General features: G+C 71.4%; 14 protein-coding genes and 1 pseudogene. 6 read left to right on the top strand and 9 right to left on the bottom strand.

What is annotated here, in order from left to right:
- Both ABD844_RS31825 and ABD844_RS31820 read right to left on the bottom strand, forming a co-directional pair.
- A partial coding sequence (locus ABD844_RS31825) for a LacI family DNA-binding transcriptional regulator (protein ID WP_344886405.1) occupies positions 1-603 on the bottom strand: 603 nt, incomplete at its 3' end.
- 83 nt (positions 604-686) lie between these two features.
- The gene (locus tag ABD844_RS31820; protein ID WP_344886404.1) at positions 687-2,717 is read right to left on the bottom strand and encodes a beta-galactosidase; all 2,031 of its coding nucleotides are present in this window, start codon (positions 2,715-2,717) and stop codon (positions 687-689) included.
- 129 nt (positions 2,718-2,846) lie between these two features.
- Between ABD844_RS31820 and ABD844_RS31815 the strand changes: the two genes are divergently transcribed.
- A complete protein-coding gene (locus tag ABD844_RS31815; protein ID WP_344886403.1) occupies positions 2,847-3,629 on the top strand; it encodes an SDR family NAD(P)-dependent oxidoreductase in 783 nt (260 codons plus the stop codon).
- Positions 3,630-3,684: 55 nt separating this feature from the next.
- Positions 3,685-4,539, top strand: coding sequence for an SMP-30/gluconolactonase/LRE family protein (locus ABD844_RS31810; protein WP_344886402.1), 855 nt, complete (start codon positions 3,685-3,687; stop codon positions 4,537-4,539).
- 75 nt (positions 4,540-4,614) lie between these two features.
- Here ABD844_RS31810 and ABD844_RS31805 read toward each other — a convergent pair whose 3' ends face one another.
- A complete protein-coding gene (locus ABD844_RS31805; RefSeq protein WP_344886401.1) occupies positions 4,615-6,054 on the bottom strand; it encodes an FAD-dependent monooxygenase in 1,440 nt (479 codons plus the stop codon).
- Between the two features lie 115 nt (positions 6,055-6,169).
- Between ABD844_RS31805 and ABD844_RS31800 the strand changes: the two genes are divergently transcribed.
- Positions 6,170-6,478: an ArsR/SmtB family transcription factor gene (locus ABD844_RS31800; RefSeq protein WP_344886400.1), complete on the top strand. Its 309-nt coding sequence runs from the start codon at positions 6,170-6,172 to the stop codon at positions 6,476-6,478.
- Between the two features lie 5 nt (positions 6,479-6,483).
- On the opposite strand, the gene ABD844_RS31795 is transcribed toward ABD844_RS31800, so the two are convergent.
- The 5 genes from ABD844_RS31795 to ABD844_RS31775 form a co-directional block, all read right to left on the bottom strand.
- Complete coding sequence (locus ABD844_RS31795; RefSeq protein ID WP_344886399.1) at positions 6,484-6,837, bottom strand: gamma-glutamylcyclotransferase family protein; 354 nt, start codon at positions 6,835-6,837, stop codon at positions 6,484-6,486.
- A gap of 78 nt (positions 6,838-6,915) precedes the next feature.
- Positions 6,916-7,146 carry a formate dehydrogenase subunit delta gene (locus ABD844_RS31790; protein ID WP_344886398.1) on the bottom strand — a complete coding sequence of 77 codons (231 nt, stop codon included), beginning with the start codon at positions 7,144-7,146 and terminating at the stop codon, positions 6,916-6,918.
- A 4-nt stretch (positions 7,147-7,150) separates the two neighbouring features.
- Entirely contained in the window at positions 7,151-9,931 is a 2,781-nt protein-coding gene (gene fdhF, locus ABD844_RS31785; RefSeq protein ID WP_344886397.1) for a formate dehydrogenase subunit alpha, read from the bottom strand.
- Entirely contained in the window at positions 9,928-11,514 is a 1,587-nt protein-coding gene (locus ABD844_RS31780) for a formate dehydrogenase beta subunit (protein ID WP_344886396.1), read from the bottom strand. The genes fdhF and ABD844_RS31780 overlap by 4 nt, the downstream gene beginning before the upstream one ends.
- Complete coding sequence (locus ABD844_RS31775; protein WP_344886395.1) at positions 11,511-12,005, bottom strand: formate dehydrogenase subunit gamma; 495 nt, start codon at positions 12,003-12,005, stop codon at positions 11,511-11,513. Before ABD844_RS31775 ends, ABD844_RS31780 begins: the two co-directional genes overlap by 4 nt.
- A 271-nt stretch (positions 12,006-12,276) precedes the next feature.
- Between ABD844_RS31775 and ABD844_RS31770 the strand changes: the two genes are divergently transcribed.
- Entirely contained in the window at positions 12,277-12,771 is a 495-nt protein-coding gene (locus ABD844_RS31770; protein ID WP_344886394.1) for a beta-class carbonic anhydrase, read from the top strand.
- A 128-nt stretch (positions 12,772-12,899) separates the two neighbouring features.
- On the opposite strand, the gene ABD844_RS31765 is transcribed toward ABD844_RS31770, so the two are convergent.
- Positions 12,900-13,778 carry a DUF4429 domain-containing protein gene (locus ABD844_RS31765; RefSeq protein ID WP_344886393.1) on the bottom strand — a complete coding sequence of 293 codons (879 nt, stop codon included), beginning with the start codon at positions 13,776-13,778 and terminating at the stop codon, positions 12,900-12,902.
- Between the two features lie 32 nt (positions 13,779-13,810).
- Here ABD844_RS31765 and ABD844_RS31760 point away from each other — a divergent pair.
- Both ABD844_RS31760 and ABD844_RS31755 read left to right on the top strand, forming a co-directional pair.
- Positions 13,811-14,263 (top strand): annotated as a pseudogene (locus ABD844_RS31760) (DMT family transporter); the annotation flags it as partial.
- Between the two features lie 39 nt (positions 14,264-14,302).
- The gene (locus ABD844_RS31755) at positions 14,303-14,677 is read left to right on the top strand and encodes a DJ-1/PfpI family protein (RefSeq protein ID WP_344886392.1); all 375 of its coding nucleotides are present in this window, start codon (positions 14,303-14,305) and stop codon (positions 14,675-14,677) included.
- The last annotated feature ends 8 nt before the right edge of the window (positions 14,678-14,685 follow it).

Raw genomic sequence — 14,685 nt, 5'->3', positions numbered from 1 at the left:
TCCGGCGTGACGTTCGCGGATCGTGTAGATGTCGAGCGAGTCGCCGACGAACGCGATGCGCCGCGCTCCGGCGGAGGCGAGCGCCAGGGTGGCCGCGCGCGCCCCGCCCGCGTTGTCGGCGAGCACGGCGTCGGCGCCCGCGTACGGCAGGGGCCGGTCGAGGAGCACCAGCGGCGGGATCGGGGCGGCGACCTCGGACCAGTCGCGGGCGGCCCGCCGCGGCGGCACCACGATCAGGCCGTCGACCCGCTGCTCCATGAGCCGGTCGACCAGGCGGTCGTGGCGCCGTCCGTCCTCTTCCGAGCTGGCGATCGTGACGAGGTAGCCGGCCGCGTCCGCCACGCTCTCGATGGCTCGGGCGAGCGTGGAGTAGTAGGGGTTGGCGAGGTCGCTGATGACCAGGCCGATGGTCTTGCCCGTACGGCCTGGTCGGATGCTCGCGGCGGACAGGTTGCGGCGGTAGCCGAGCTTCACGATCGCCGCGCTGATGCGCTCTGCGAGGCCGGGATCGATGTTCGTCTCCCCGTTGACGTGCCGCGAGACGGTCTTCAGGCTGACTCCGGCCTCGTGCGCGACGTCCTTCATCGTGGGGTTGCGAAGCACCAGGTCTCTCCAGTCCGACGAGCACAGTGTACGTTCGCCGCCTCGCCCTCGTACGCGGCGAGGCGGCCGGGCCCCTCATGCGTTCAGCGGGCCGATCCGACGACCCGCACCCCGCCCGCGGGCACCGTGATCCGTCCCTCGTGAACGGACCCGTCCAGCAGGTCGGTTCCCGACCCGGGGACGGTGGCCTCGCGGTCGCCGTGGTTGATGAGGAAGGCGTACTCGCGATCGGCCGACCGGCGGGTCACGACCTCGATCCCGGCCTGCGACCCTGTCACCGGCCGGTCGGTGATCGCCGCCAGCAGCCGCGCGCGGGCGTCGGCGGGCAGCTCGACGCCCACGTACCAGGCCGCTCCCGTGCCCCGTGCCGCACGCGTGACCGCCGGTGCGCCCGCGAAGTCGCCGCCGAGGTAGCGGGCCTCGGCCACCGCGTCCGTCAGATCGATCCGCTCGTGCCAGGTCGAGATCCGGGCGCGCCCCGTGACCCCGTCGATCTCCACCTCCTCGGGGTCACCTTCCGCCATGGGCGCGAACTCCTCCACGCGCACCCCCAGCAGCTCGCGGAACGCCCCGGGGTAGCCGCCGAGCCGTACCCGGTCGAGGGGGTCGACGATGCCGGAGAAGTAGGTGACGATCACGGTCGCCCCCGCGTCCGCCGCGGCGGCGACGGCGGCCGCGTCCCGGTCGGAGACCAGGTAGAGCAGGGGTACGACGATCAGCCGGTAGCCCGACAGGTCGGCCGACGGCGGCACGACGTCGGCGGTGACGCCCAGCTCCCACAGACTCCGGTACCAGCCGAGCGCGGACTCCATGTACGACAGTCCGTTGTGCGGATGCGACTCCCGCTCGGCCGCCCACCACGCCTCCTCGGAGAACAGCAGCGCGCAGTCCGCGACGACCCGCGTCCCGAGCACCTCGGCACAGGAGCGCAGCTCCGCGCCGAGCGCCGCCACCTCCAGGAACTTCCTGCTCTCGGCGCCCGCGTGCGGGAGCATCGCGGAGTGGAACCGCTCGGCGCCCGCGCGGGCGGCCCGCCACTGGAAGAAGCAGATCCCGTCGGACCCGCGGGCGACATGGGCGAACACGTCCCGCCGGAGCTGCCCGGTGCGCTTGGCGGGGTTGACGGGTCGCCAGCTTGTGGCGCCGGTCGCGGTCTCCATGAGCAGCCAACGGCCGCCCTTCGACAGGCCGCGCGCGCGGTCGGCCGAGAACGACAGCTCGACGTGCGCGTCACGCGCCGGCCTCAGGTAGTGGTCGCTCGCGACGAGATCCAGGTCGGCGGTCCACGAGCTGTAGTCCATGTTCTTCCCGGCGTCGAAGAGCACCATGTTGGTGGTGATGGGCACGGCCGGGGTGACCCGGCGCAGCACCGCGATCTCCGCCCGAAGCTGCTCGCGGAGCCGGTCGGAGCTGAAGCGGTCGAAGTCCAGCACCTGAGTGGGGTTCGAGTCCGTGAACGTGAGCCTCGGCGGCTGGATCTCCTCCCACGCCGAGTAGGTCTGGCTCCACGCGGCGGTCGTCCAGGCGGCGTTCAGGTCGTCGAGCGAGTCCCGGTAGCGCTCCCTCAGCCAGGCCCGGAACGCCACGGCGCTCTCCTCGCCGTAGCACCGCGAGTTGTGGCCGCCGAGTTCGTTGGAGACGTGCCACAGCGCGAGGGCGGGGTGCTCGCCGTAGCGTGCCGCCATCTGCTCCACCAGCGCGAGCGAGTGCTCGCGATAGACCCGCGACGACGGCGACCACGCCTGGCGCCCGCCCTGCGACATCGTCCGCCCGTGCCGATCGACGGGCAGCACCTCGGGGAACCGTGTGGTGAGCCACGGCGGAGGCGACGCGGTGGCCGTGGCGAGGTCGACGGCGACGTCGTTCGCGTGCAGGAGGTCGAGCACGCGGTCGAGCCAGCCGAAGTTCCAGCGGTCGGGCTCGGGCTGCAGGGTCGACCAGGCGAAGACGCCGACGGTGACGAGGTTGACCCCGGCCTCGCGCATGAGTCGTACGTCCTCGTGCCACACGCTCTCGTCCCACTGCTCGGGGTTGTAGTCGCCGCCGAAGGCCACGGGTTCGCCGCCGAACCTGGCCACGACGTTGGCGGGCCACCGGATCCACTCAGCCGTCACGCGCTCTTCTCCTCACCGCTCAACGAGACCACAGCGGGGCTGCGGGAGATCAGACTAGCGGCTGAGACAACGTTGTTTTAGAGTGATCCCGCAGCAAGCGGCCCGCGGACGACATCGAGGGAGTGGAACGTGGCGGAGTTCGACGGCAAGGTCGCCATCGTCACCGGTGGGCACAGCGGCATCGGACGGGCGACCGCCCGGCTGCTCGCGGCACGCGGCGCTACGGTCGTGGCCGCGGGCGTGCCTCCGACCCGTGGCGCCGAGCCGCCGCTTCCAGGCGTCGAACACGTCGAGCTCGACGTCACCGACGAGAGCGCCACCGCGCGGCTCGCCGAGAACGTCGCCACCGCGCACGGCGGGCTCGACATCGTCGTGGCCGCCGCCGGGATCCAGCGCTACGGCACGACCGCGACGACCGGCGCCGACGAATGGAACGAGGTCCTCGCCGTCAACGTGACCGGCGCCTTTCACGTCGTCAAGCACGCGCTGCCGTACCTGCGCGCCCGTGGCGCGGGCTCGATCGTGATCGTCTCCTCCGTTCAGGCGTTCGTCACGCAGAGCGCCGTCGCCGCGTACACGACCAGCAAGGGAGCGCTCAACGCGCTGGCCAGGTCGATCGCGATCGACGAGGCGAAGAACGGGATCAGGGCCAACACCGTCTGTCCCGCGTCGGTGGACACCCCGATGCTGCGGTCCTCGGCCCGTGCCTTCTCCGACGGCAGCGACGAGGGCACTCAGGAGCTCGTCGAGGCGTGGGGACGCATGCACCCGCTGGGCCGGGTGGCGCGACCGGACGAGGTCGCCGAGGCCATCGCCTTCCTGGCCGGCGACCGCGCCAGCTTCATCACCGGCGTCGCGCTGCCCGTCGACGGCGGGCTGCTGGCCCACGCCGCCGTGGTGCTGCCGGGATGAACGCCTCGCCACGACCACGACACCGGCGACCTGGACAGTCGAGGGAGGACTCCGGATGACGGCAGAGGTCGCGGTCCCCGGCCGGGCCAGGGTCGGCGAAGGCCCGGTGTGGGTGGCCGGGACCCGCCGCCTGCACTGGGTCGACATCCCCGCCGGGCACATCCACACCAGCGATCCGGCCGTCGGCCGTACCACCAGCATCGAGCTGCCGACGCTCGTCGGCGCGGCGGTGCCACGACGCGGCGGAGGCTTCGTCGCCGCGACGGCGGAAGGGTTCGCGAGCGTCGAAGCCGACGGATCGATGACCGTCCGGCGCGCGATCCTGCCCGACGGCGAGCGCATGAACGACGCCAAGTGCGACAGTCAGGGGCGGCTCTGGGCCGGCAGCACGGCGATGGACTTCGAGCCTGGCAAGGGCGCGCTGCACGTCCTCATGCCGGACTGGACGAGCCGCGTCGTCCTGGACGACCTGGCACTGCCCAACGGGCTCGACTGGAGCCCCGACGGGCACACCTTCTACCTCGCCGACAGCATCGCCGGGGAGATCTCGGCGTTCGACACCGAACCCGGGTCCACCCGGATCGGCCGGCGACGCACGTTGTTCCGGATCCCCGCGCACTCCGGCCTGCCGGACGGCCTCACCGTCGACGCGGCGGGATGCCTGTGGGTCGCGATCTGGGGCGGCGACCGCCTGGCCAGGATCTCTCCGGACGGGGACCTGCTCGGCGAGTACCCGATGCCCGTGCACCAGCCGTCCTCCTGCGCGTTCGGCGGGCCCCGCCTCGACGTCCTGTACGTCACGTCGGCTCGTGAGGGGCTCGACCTCGCCGACGGCGACCCGGCCGGGTCCGTGTTCGCCCTCGCCGGCACGGGCGCCGTCGGCAGGCCGTCGACCGCGTTCGCCGGTTGAGCCGGCCACCCCGGGGCGTCCTCGGAAACGAGATGGGGTTCCGCTACCACGATCGTGCGCGAGCGCTCGTGCTGCTCACCCGGTTGTGGTGCTCCGGCCGAACCAGCGTTCCAGTGAGTCGCGCAGCCGGTGTCCGGTGGCTTCGGAGGTCCAGGCCACGTATCCGTCGGGGCGGATCAGCAGGGCCTCGGCGGGGTGGTCGGCGCGGGCCCTGACCACGTCCACCCGGTCGGCCCAGCCGGTCGCCTCCGTCACGAGGTCGTCGCGGCCGGAAAGGTCGAGCAGCAGCGGGCGGCCCGCGTGCAGCAGCTCCACCAGCCTGACCGGCCCGGCGGTGGTCTTCAGCACCAGGTCGGACAGCATCCGCCCGGCCCCGGGCACGCCCACGTCGTAGGCGGTGTGGACGCCGGTGATCATCCCGCTGAGGTGGGTGTTGACCTCGTCGAACCGCATCAGCTCCGCGAACAGCTCACGCAGCGGATCGACCGACGGGTCCGGGTGGGCGAGCGCGGTCTGCGCGCGTACGTTCCACAGGACGCGGGCGGCCACCGGGTGCCGCTCCGCGTGGTAGGTGTCGAGCAGGCCGTCGGGGGCGTGCCCGTGCAGGTGCGCGGCGAGCTTCCAGCCCAGGTTGAACGCGTCCTCCAGCCCGGTGTTCAGCCCTTGGCCGCCCCAGGGGAAGTGCACGTGGGCGGCGTCGCCCGCGAGCAGCACCCGGCCCGCGCGGTACGTCTCCGCCTGCAGTGCGGCGTCGCCGTAGCGGGACAGGTTCACCGGGTCGGCCATGGGGACCGGCCGGTCGAGGATGTGCTCGGCCGCCTCCCGCAGCTCGGTGAGCGTGACCGGGGCCTGGCGGTCGGGGTGCGGGGCACGGAAGTCGTAGGTGGTGACGCGGCTGTGCCCGGCGGGGTGGAGCCAGACGATGATCCAGCCGCGCGGGGTGCGGGTGTAGCCGGGCGGCACGCCGTACGGGTCGAGCAGCCGTACGTCGCCCATGAGCGCGGCCACCCGCGCGGGCGTGCCGGTGAACGGGATGCCGGCGGCGCGGCGGACCACGCTGCGCGCGCCGTCGGCGCCGACGACGTAGCGGGCGGTCAGCTCGCGCCCGTTGACGGTGAGCGCCACATGGTCGTCGTGCCGGACCAGGCCTGTGACCTCCTGCCCCCGCCTCAGCTCGGCGCCCAGCGCGGCGGCGCGGCGGGCGAAGACCTGCTCGGCCCACGCCTGAGGGCTGCCGACGATGCTCGCGCCCTCCTCCACGACCGCGCCGAGGTCGAGCCCGAACATGCCGGAGAAGTGGAAGCTGACGCTTCCCGTGCTCGCCCTGCCGACCGCGTCCAGCAGGCCGCGCCGGTCGAGGCTCTGCGCGGTGCGCGCGTGCAGCGTGCCCGCCTTGGACTCCTGGGACGGGACCGCCAGCCGTTCGAGCACGACCGGATGGACGCCCTGCAGCCCGAGTTCGCCGGCCAGCAGCATGCCCACGGGTCCGCCGCCCACGATCGCGACGTCGTACATCCCCACCTCCTACGCCCGAGAGCGATTGTCCGGGAAACACGTACGGTTCGGAATGTTCGTACGAATGGGGGTGGTTCGTCAAACTCGCTGTTCGGGACGTGCGTACAATCGGGTCATGCTGCACCCGTCACGTGACCAGATAGACCTGCTGGACGTGCTCGCGGCGCTCGGCCACCCGGTCCGCGCGAGGATCGTGCGGGCCCTGGGAGCGGGGGAGGAGCAGTTCTGCGGCTCGATCGTGCCGGGCGTGCCGAAGTCCACGCTGACCACGCACTGGCGGGTGCTGCGCGAGGCGGGGGTGATCACCCAGCGGCCGGAGGGGCGCAAGCTGTTCATCACCTTGCGCAGGGACGACCTCGACGCGCGCTTCCCCGGCCTGCTCGACCTGCTGATGAAGGAGGAGGACGGGCCCGCCGGCGGCTGAGCCCGTCAGCGGTCGCCGTGGTCCGCCGCGTACACCCAGCCGCGCCGCCCGGACTCCAGCGGTACGAGAGCGCGCCGGTAGTCGTCGACCTCGTAGGCGTCGGCCGCGGCCAGCTCGTCCGCGGTGATCTGGAGCGCGGTGCCCTCCACCAGGTCGGCCGGATCGCCGGTGGCCGTCAGGATCGGATGGTGCGTGGCCCCGCTCACCGCGATCACGTGCGGATCGGTGATCTCCAGCATGGACAGCCGGTAGCCGGGCAACCGGTCGGGGGCGCCGGCGATCTCGCGTCCGAACACCGAGAGCTGCACCGCACGCCGGCGCAGCGTGCCGTAGGAGAACAGAACGACATGATCGGCCATGTGCTCATCATCGCGGAGCGCTGATCGCGAACTCGGACCGGGGTCCCGCCCCTGACACCAGGGGCGGGACCGTCGCGATCAGTGGGCCTCGCGCGCCGGAGGCAGGAGCGCGGCGGCGGCCACGACCAGCGGGTCCAGCAGCCCGTCGATGGACGCGTCGGCGATCAGCCTGGCCCGCATCCGGGGATCCCAGAAGGAGCGGATGTGGGCGGCTATCTGCTCGGCCGCCCAGGCCGGGTCGCGGCCGTGGAACTGCACCGCGATCTCGTTCGACAGGCGGATGTGCGAGGGGGTCTGCGTCGCGGCCACGTGATCACTTCACCTGTGCGGGAGCCGGGTGCGGCAGCGAGACCTGCACCGCGGTCACCTTGTATTCGGGGCAGTTGGTCGCCCAGTCGGAGTTCTCGGTGGTCACCACGTTGGCGCCGGTCACCGGGTGGTGGAAGGTCGTGTAGACCACCCCGACCGGCATCCGCTCGGCGATCTTGACCCGGAGGCTGGTCTCGCCGACCCGGCTGGCCAGCGCCACGGTGTCGCCGTCGCGGATGCCGCGCACCTCGGCGTCGTGCGGGTGCATCTCCAGCAGGTCCTCAGGGTGCCAGGCGGTGTTCCCGGTACGCCGGGTCTGCGCGCCCACGTTGTACTGCGACAGGATGCGCCCGGTCGTCAGGATCAGCGGGAACTTGCGGGTGCTGCGTTCCTGGGTCGGGACGTAGTCGGTCAGCACGAACCGGCCCTTGCCGCGGACGAACCCGTCGATGTGCATGATCGGGGTGCCCTCGGGCGCCGCGTCGTTGCACGGCCACTGGACGCTGCCGACCTCGTCGAGCTTGGCGAACGACACCCCGGCGAAGCTGGGCGTGGTCATCGCGACCTCGTCCATGATCTGCGCGGAGTCGTCGTACTTCATCGGGTAGCCCATCGCCTGCGCGATCTCGCAGACGATCTCCCACTCGTGCTTGCCGGTCTTCGGGGCCATCACCGGGCGGACCCGGTTGATGCGGCGCTCGGCGTTGGTGAACGTGCCGTTCTTCTCCAGGAACGAGGTGCCCGGCAGGAAGACGTGCGCGTACTTGGAGGTCTCGTTGAGGAACAGGTCCTGGACGACCACCAGGTCCATCGCCGACAGGGCGGCGGTGACGTGCTTGGTGTTCGGGTCGGACTGGACGATGTCCTCACCGTGCACGAACAGCCCCATGAACGTGCCGTCGATCGCGGCGTCGAACATGTTGGGGATGCGCAGGCCCGGCTCGGAGTGCAGCACCCGGCCCCACAGCGTCTCGAAGGTGCCGCGGACCACGTCGTCGGAGACGTGCCGGTAGCCGGGCAGCTCGTGCGGGAAGGAGCCCATGTCGCACGAGCCCTGTACGTTGTTCTGCCCGCGCAGCGGGTTCACCCCGACGCCCTCGCGGCCGATGTTGCCGGTGGCCATGGCGAGGTTGGCCATGCCCATGACCATGGTCGAGCCCTGGCTGTGCTCGGTGACTCCGAGGCCGTACATGATGGTGGAGTTGTGCGCGCCCGCGTACAGGCGGGTCGCGGCGCGCAGGTCGGCGGCGGGGACGCCGGTGATCGACTCGACCGCCTCGGGGCTGTGCTCGGGGGCGGAGATGAACCGCTCCCACTCGGTGAAGTCCTCGCAGCGCTCTTCCACGAACTCCCGGTCGACCAGGCCCTCGGTCACCACTACGTGGCCCATGGCGTTGATCAGCGCCACGTTGGAGCCGGGCTGGATCTGCAGGTGGTGCTCGGCCTGGATGTGCGGGGAGCGCACCAGGTCGATCCGGCGCGGGTCGGCCACGATGAGCTTGGCGCCCTGGCGCAGCCGGCGCTTGATCCGCGAGCCGAACACCGGGTGGGCGTCGGTCGGGTTGGCCCCGATGACCAGGATGACGTCGGCCTTGTCGACCGACTTGAAGTCCTGGGTGCCGGCCGACGTGCCGTACGTCTGCTTGAGGCCGTAGCCGGTCGGGGAGTGGCAGACGCGGGCGCAGGTGTCCACGTTGTTGTTGCCGAAGGCGGCGCGCACCATCTTCTGGACGACGTAGACCTCCTCGTTGGTGCACCGGGAGGAGCTGATGCCGCCGATCGCGCCGGCGCCGTACCTGGCCTGGATCTCCAGCATGCGGCTGCCGACGTAGCCGATGGCCTCCTCCCACTCGACCTCGCGCCACGGGTCGGTGATCCGCTCGCGCAGCATCGGCTTGAGCTGCCGGTCGGGGTGCGAGGCGTAGCCGAAGGCGAAACGGCCCTTGACGCAGGAGTGCCCCTCGTTGGCCTTGCCGTCCTTGTACGGCACCATCCGGACGACCTCGTCACCCCGCAGCTCGGCCTTGAACGAGCAGCCCACGCCGCAGTACGCGCAGGTGGTGAGCACGCTGCGGTTCGGCATGCCCAGCTCGACCACGGACCGCTCCTGCAGCGTGGACGTCGGGCACGCCTGCACACAGGCGCCGCAGGAGACGCAGTCGGACTCCATGAACGTGCCGCCCGCGCCCGCGGCCACCTTCGACTCGAACCCGCGCCCCTCGATCGTCAGCGCGAAGGTGCCCTGCACCTCACCGCAGGCGCGCACGCAGCGCGAGCAGGCGATGCACTTGCTCGCGTCGAAGTCGAAGTAGGGGTTGGTGCTGTCGGTCGGCAGGTCGAGGTGGTTCTCGCCGTCGAAGCCGTAGCGGACCTCCCGCAGGCCGACCACGCCGGACATGTCCTGCAGCTCGCAGCCGCCGTTGGCGGGACAGGTCAGGCAGTCCAGCGGGTGGTCGGAGATGTACAGCTCCATGACGCCGCGGCGCAGCTCGGCCAGCTCGGGCGTCTGGGTGCGGACCTTCATCCCGTCGGCCACCGGGGTGGTGCAGGACGCCGGGGAGCCCCTGCGGCCGTCGATGTCGACCAGGCACAGCCGGCACGAGCCGAAGGGTTCCAGACTGTCGGTGGCGCACAGCTTCGGGATGTCGATGCCGCACTCGGCGGCGGCGCGCATCACCGAGGTCCCCTCCGGGACCTGCACCGTCTTGCCGTCGATCTCCACGGACACGGTCGCCTCGCCCGAGCGGGCCGGAGTGCCGTAGTCATGCTCTTTGATGAGGCTCATTGCCGTTCCTCCGTCGTCGCTCCGAAGTCGCCGGGGAAGTGGGTGAGTGCGCTCTGCACCGGCATGGGGGTCAGGCCGCCCATCGCGCAGAGCGAGCCCTCGGTCATCAGATGGCACAGGTCGTTGAGCAGCTTCAGGTTGGCGCCGCGGTTCTCGCCCGCGACGATCCTGTCGATGACCTCGACCCCGCGCACCGCGCCGATCCGGCACGGCGTGCACTTGCCGCACGACTCGGCGGCACAGAACTCCATGGCGAACCTGGCCTGCCCCGCCATGTCCACGGTGTCGTCGAACACCACCACGCCGCCGTGACCCACCATCGCGCCCGCCGCGGCGAACGCCTCGTAGTCCATGGGCAGCTCGAACCTGGACGTCGGCAGGTAGGCGCCGAGCGGCCCGCCGACCTGTACGGCCCGCACCGGCCGGCCCGAGCGGGTGCCGCCGCCGTAGCCCTCCACCAGCTCGCCGAGGGTGATGCCGAACGCGGTCTCCACGATGCCGCCGCGGGCGACGTTGCCGCCGAGCTGGAAGACCTGGGTGCCGCGCGAGCGGCCCGTCCCGAGGTCGGCGAACGCCTGCGCGCCGTCGGCCAGGATCATCGGGACCGAGCCCAGGGTCAGCACGTTGTTGACCACGGTGGGCTTGCCGAACAGGCCCTCCAGGGCCGGGATCGGCGGCTTGGCGCGTACCATGCCCCGTTTGCCCTCCAGGCTCTCCAGCATGGAGGTCTCTTCACCGCAGATGTACGCCCCGCCGCCGACCCGGACGAACAGGTCGAAGCTGAAGTCGTGGTCGAGGACCCGCTTGCCGAGCCAGCCCCGCGCGTAGGCGACGTCGATCGCCGTCCGCATCGCGGCCACGGCGTCGGGGTACTCGGAGCGGATGTAGACGTAGCCCTCGCTCGCCCCGACCGCCCAGGCGGCGATCGTCATGCCCTCGATGAGCGTGAACGGGTCGCCCTCCATCAGCATCCGGTCGGCGAAGGTGCCGCTGTCGCCCTCGTCGGCGTTGCAGCAGACGAACTTCAGCTCCGACTCGGCGCCGAGCACGGTCTTCCACTTGATGCCCGCGGGGAAGCCGGCGCCGCCACGGCCGCGCAGCCCGGAGTCGGTCACCTCGGCGACCACCTGCTCGGGGGTGAGGGACAGCGCGCGGCGCAGCCCGGCGAGCCCGCCGTGGGCGGCGTAGTCGTCGAGGGAGACGGGGTCGATCACGCCGACCCGCGCGAACGTCACCCGCGTCTGGTCGCGCAGCCAGGCGATCTCCTCGGTCGGGCCGAGACACAGGGGGTGCGCGGCGCCGTCCAGGAGCCCCGCGTCGAGCAGGTCGTCGACGTCGTGGGGAGTCACCGGCCCGTACGCCACCCGGCCGGCCGGTGTCGCCACCTCGACCAGGGGTTCGAGCCACAGCATGCCGCGCGAACCGTTGCGCACGACCCGGGCCCGGGGGCCGGCCGCCTCGGCGATCCGTTCGGCGACCTGGTCGGCCCCCACGGAACGGGCGGCGGAGTCGCACGGGACGTAGACCGTCACCGGCCCGCCGACGGAGGCACCGGTGTCTGGTTCGCGGTGGACCTCGCTCACGCGGAGACCTCCAGGAGACGGTCGAGCTCCTGCGGCCCGACCCTGCCGTACAGCCGGTCGCCGACCTGTACGGACGGGCCGGTCGCGCAGTTGCCCAGGCAGAAGACCTGCTCCAGGGTGACCGCCCCGTCCGGCGTGGTCTCCCCGAGGCCGACGCCGAGCCGGTCTTTCGCCCGGTCGACCAGCCCGGCCGCGCCCACGGCCTGACACGCCTCCGCCCGGCAGATCCGGATCGTCGTACGGCCAGGAGCGCTCTGCCGGAAGTCGTGGTAGAAGGTGACGACGCCGTGCACGTCGGCTCTTGACAGATTCAGCTCGTCGGCGAGGATGGGGATCGCCTCAGGATCGATGTGCCCCAGATCCTCCATGAGCGTGTGCAGGATCGGGAGCAGAGCACCCCGGTCGTTGCGGTGCCGCGCGACGGCCGAGCGTACTCGATCTTCAAGAGACTGCGACGAAGCTTCAAGAGACTGCGACGAAGACGGCGTCATTACCAGCCTTTCGATCAGAGGGCACACTTGCACCATCGGGTATCGCCGATGCACGCGTCCAATCGAATTCTTCGATTGGCTGAAAGGCAATGTCTATCAAGGCAGGTCAGGCGGCTGGGGTCGCCGATAGGCTGTGCGCCGACCAACCGGCGGCATCGAGGCCGGAAATAGCGGAGAGGGTGGGCGCGGCAGCCTGAGCCAATAAACCTATTGATTATGTAGGAATTATCGGTAATGGTTGAAGGGTCCACCATGTGACCGAGGAGATCCGATGAGCGTCACCGACGAACTGCTGGCCAACGCCGAGCGCTACGCCGCCTCCTTCCGCAAGGGGCACCTGCCGCTGCCGCCCGCCAGAGGTCTGGCCGTGCTCGCCTGCATGGACGCCCGCCTCAACATCTACGCCCTGCTGGGGCTCAGCGAGGGCGACGCGCACGTCATCCGCAACGCCGGCGGGGTCGTCACCGCCGACGAGCGCCGCAGCCTGGCCATCAGCCAGCGGCTGCTGGGCACCCGGGAGATCATTCTCATCCACCACACCGACTGCGGCATGCTGACCTTCACCGACGACGCCTTCAAGGAGAGCATCCGCGCCGAGGTCGGCATCAAGCCCGACTGGTCCGCCGAGGCGTTCACCGACCTGGAGGAGGACGTGCTCCAGTCGGTGGCCCGGATCAAGGCCGATCCGTTCATCCCGCACCGCGACGCCGTGCGCGGCTTCGTCTACGAGGTCGAAACCGGCCGCCTGCGCGAGGTCAAGGGCTAGCGACACCTCCAGCGCGACCCGCCGCCCCTTCCTCCGGAACGAGGCTCCCGACCGGAGGAGGCGGGCGGTGTCGTCGTTCGCGTCGGGCAGGGCCGGGGGAGCCGTCGCGGCACGCTCCGCCCGGCGGCTCACAGGCGGTCGAGGAGCTCCGCCTTCTTCGACGCGAACTCCTCGTCGGTGAGCAGGCCCTCGGTGTGCAGGCGTCCCAGCTCCCTGATGCTGTCGTAGACGGTCGGGGAGTCGGTGTCCTGGGCGGCGGTGAGCTGCGCGCGCCCGGTTTCCCGGTCTGCCTTCGCCCACAGGTGCGCGGTCACGGTCGCGGCCATCACCAGTGTCCAGGCGTCCTGCTTGGCGCTGTCCTCGGTGAGCAGGCAGGCGAAGTCCTTGCTCGGTTTGGTGGGCTTGGCGTCCGGGTCCTCGTCGCGGGTCACGATCCGCAGGTGGCCCTCGCCCGACGATCTCTGGGGGAACCAGTCGACCCGCCGGATGTCCCGCAGCGCGTACGCCATCCGGCGCCTGGTGGCCTTGCGGGACCCGGCCTCGTCGGACCACTCCAGCCGGACCGTCTCGCCGTCGAACATCGCCGTGCCCTCCGACGTCCGGATGGACAGCGGCACGGGCGGGACGAGCCCGAGGGCGTACTCCTCCGCAGGGCGCAGGCCGTCATCCGGGCGCGCGGTCTCCGCGGCGAGCCTGAGCTGGTCGGCCTGGTACTCGGCGACCAGCTCCGTCTCGGGTCCGCCGGTCAGCAGGAACGGCTGCCCTCCCTCGGCGAGCAGTGCCCCGACGGCGGCGTACGGGTCGGCCCGTTCGCGCAGCCGCAACCGCAACCGCCAGCCCTTCTTCCCGGCGGCCGCGAACTCCACCGCCTCGATGGCCGCCACGGGGACCTCGCAACGGGCGAGCACCTTCAGCAGCCTGTGCGTACGCCACCGGGAATTGAACTGAATAACCACCTTTTCATGATCAAAATGCCATGTTGCGGTTTTTCCGGATAACGCCTCCATGTCATTGAGTTTAGGAGCGGGCCGTCGCGAGCGTCGCCGCCGCCGCGCTCTACGTCGTGGTGGCCGCCAGGCAGGTCGCGACCGTGGCGCCGCTGCCCGCCGCGCTCACCCAGCAGGTGTGGGCGCTGGGGTTCGTGATCGTCTGCCAGTCCGTACTGGCCGGTCCGCCGCTGTGGCCCTCGGCCACGCCCGGCGGGCTGCTGCTGGCCGCCGGGGCCGGCATCCTCAACTACGCGCTGCCGTTCTGGCTCTACCTCACCGCGCTCACGCGGATGCCGGTGGCGCGCGCGGCCACCTACCTCACGCTGATCCCGGTGTTCGGGATGCTCGGCGCGGTGCTCGTGCTGAGGGAGCGGGTGACGTGGCTGGATCTCGCCGGGGGCGCGCTCGTGGTCGCCGGCCTGGTCGCCGACGCGCGGACCGCCCCGGCCGACGACGTCGTACGCGAGAAGAACCGTGTGCTCAACAGAGAGGAAGCACGATGACCACTTACGGGATCCTGGTCTTCGACGGGGTGCAGGAGCATGCGCAACCTCGCGATCATGGAGTGGATCAGGAGCACGGCCGCGAGCGTCGAGTGGGTCACGAGCGTGTGCACCGGAGCGTTCCTGATGCGCGCCGCGGGGGTGTCATGCGGTCGCCGGGTGGCCACGGAACGGGCCCTGGAGGACGAGCTGGAGCGGCTCGGCGACCTCACCGTCGTGCGCGACGCCCGTTACGTGGCGGACGGCAACCTGGTGTCCAGCCAGGGCGTGTCCGCGGGGATCGACATGGCGTTGTGGCTCGTCGGGCGCCTCCACGGCCGCGACCACGCCCGCCTGGTACGCCGGTCGATCCAGTACGAGCCGGCCCCGCCGTACCTGGCCGACGAGCCGGAGCCGGCCCACGTGCCCGCCTGACACCCCTT

This window comes from Nonomuraea antimicrobica, assembly GCF_039536965.1.
In the GTDB taxonomy this organism is placed as follows: domain Bacteria; phylum Actinomycetota; class Actinomycetes; order Streptosporangiales; family Streptosporangiaceae; genus Nonomuraea; species Nonomuraea antimicrobica.
The sequence above is the reverse complement of the archived record's forward strand: the minus strand, read 5'-3'. Positions and strand labels throughout refer to the sequence as shown.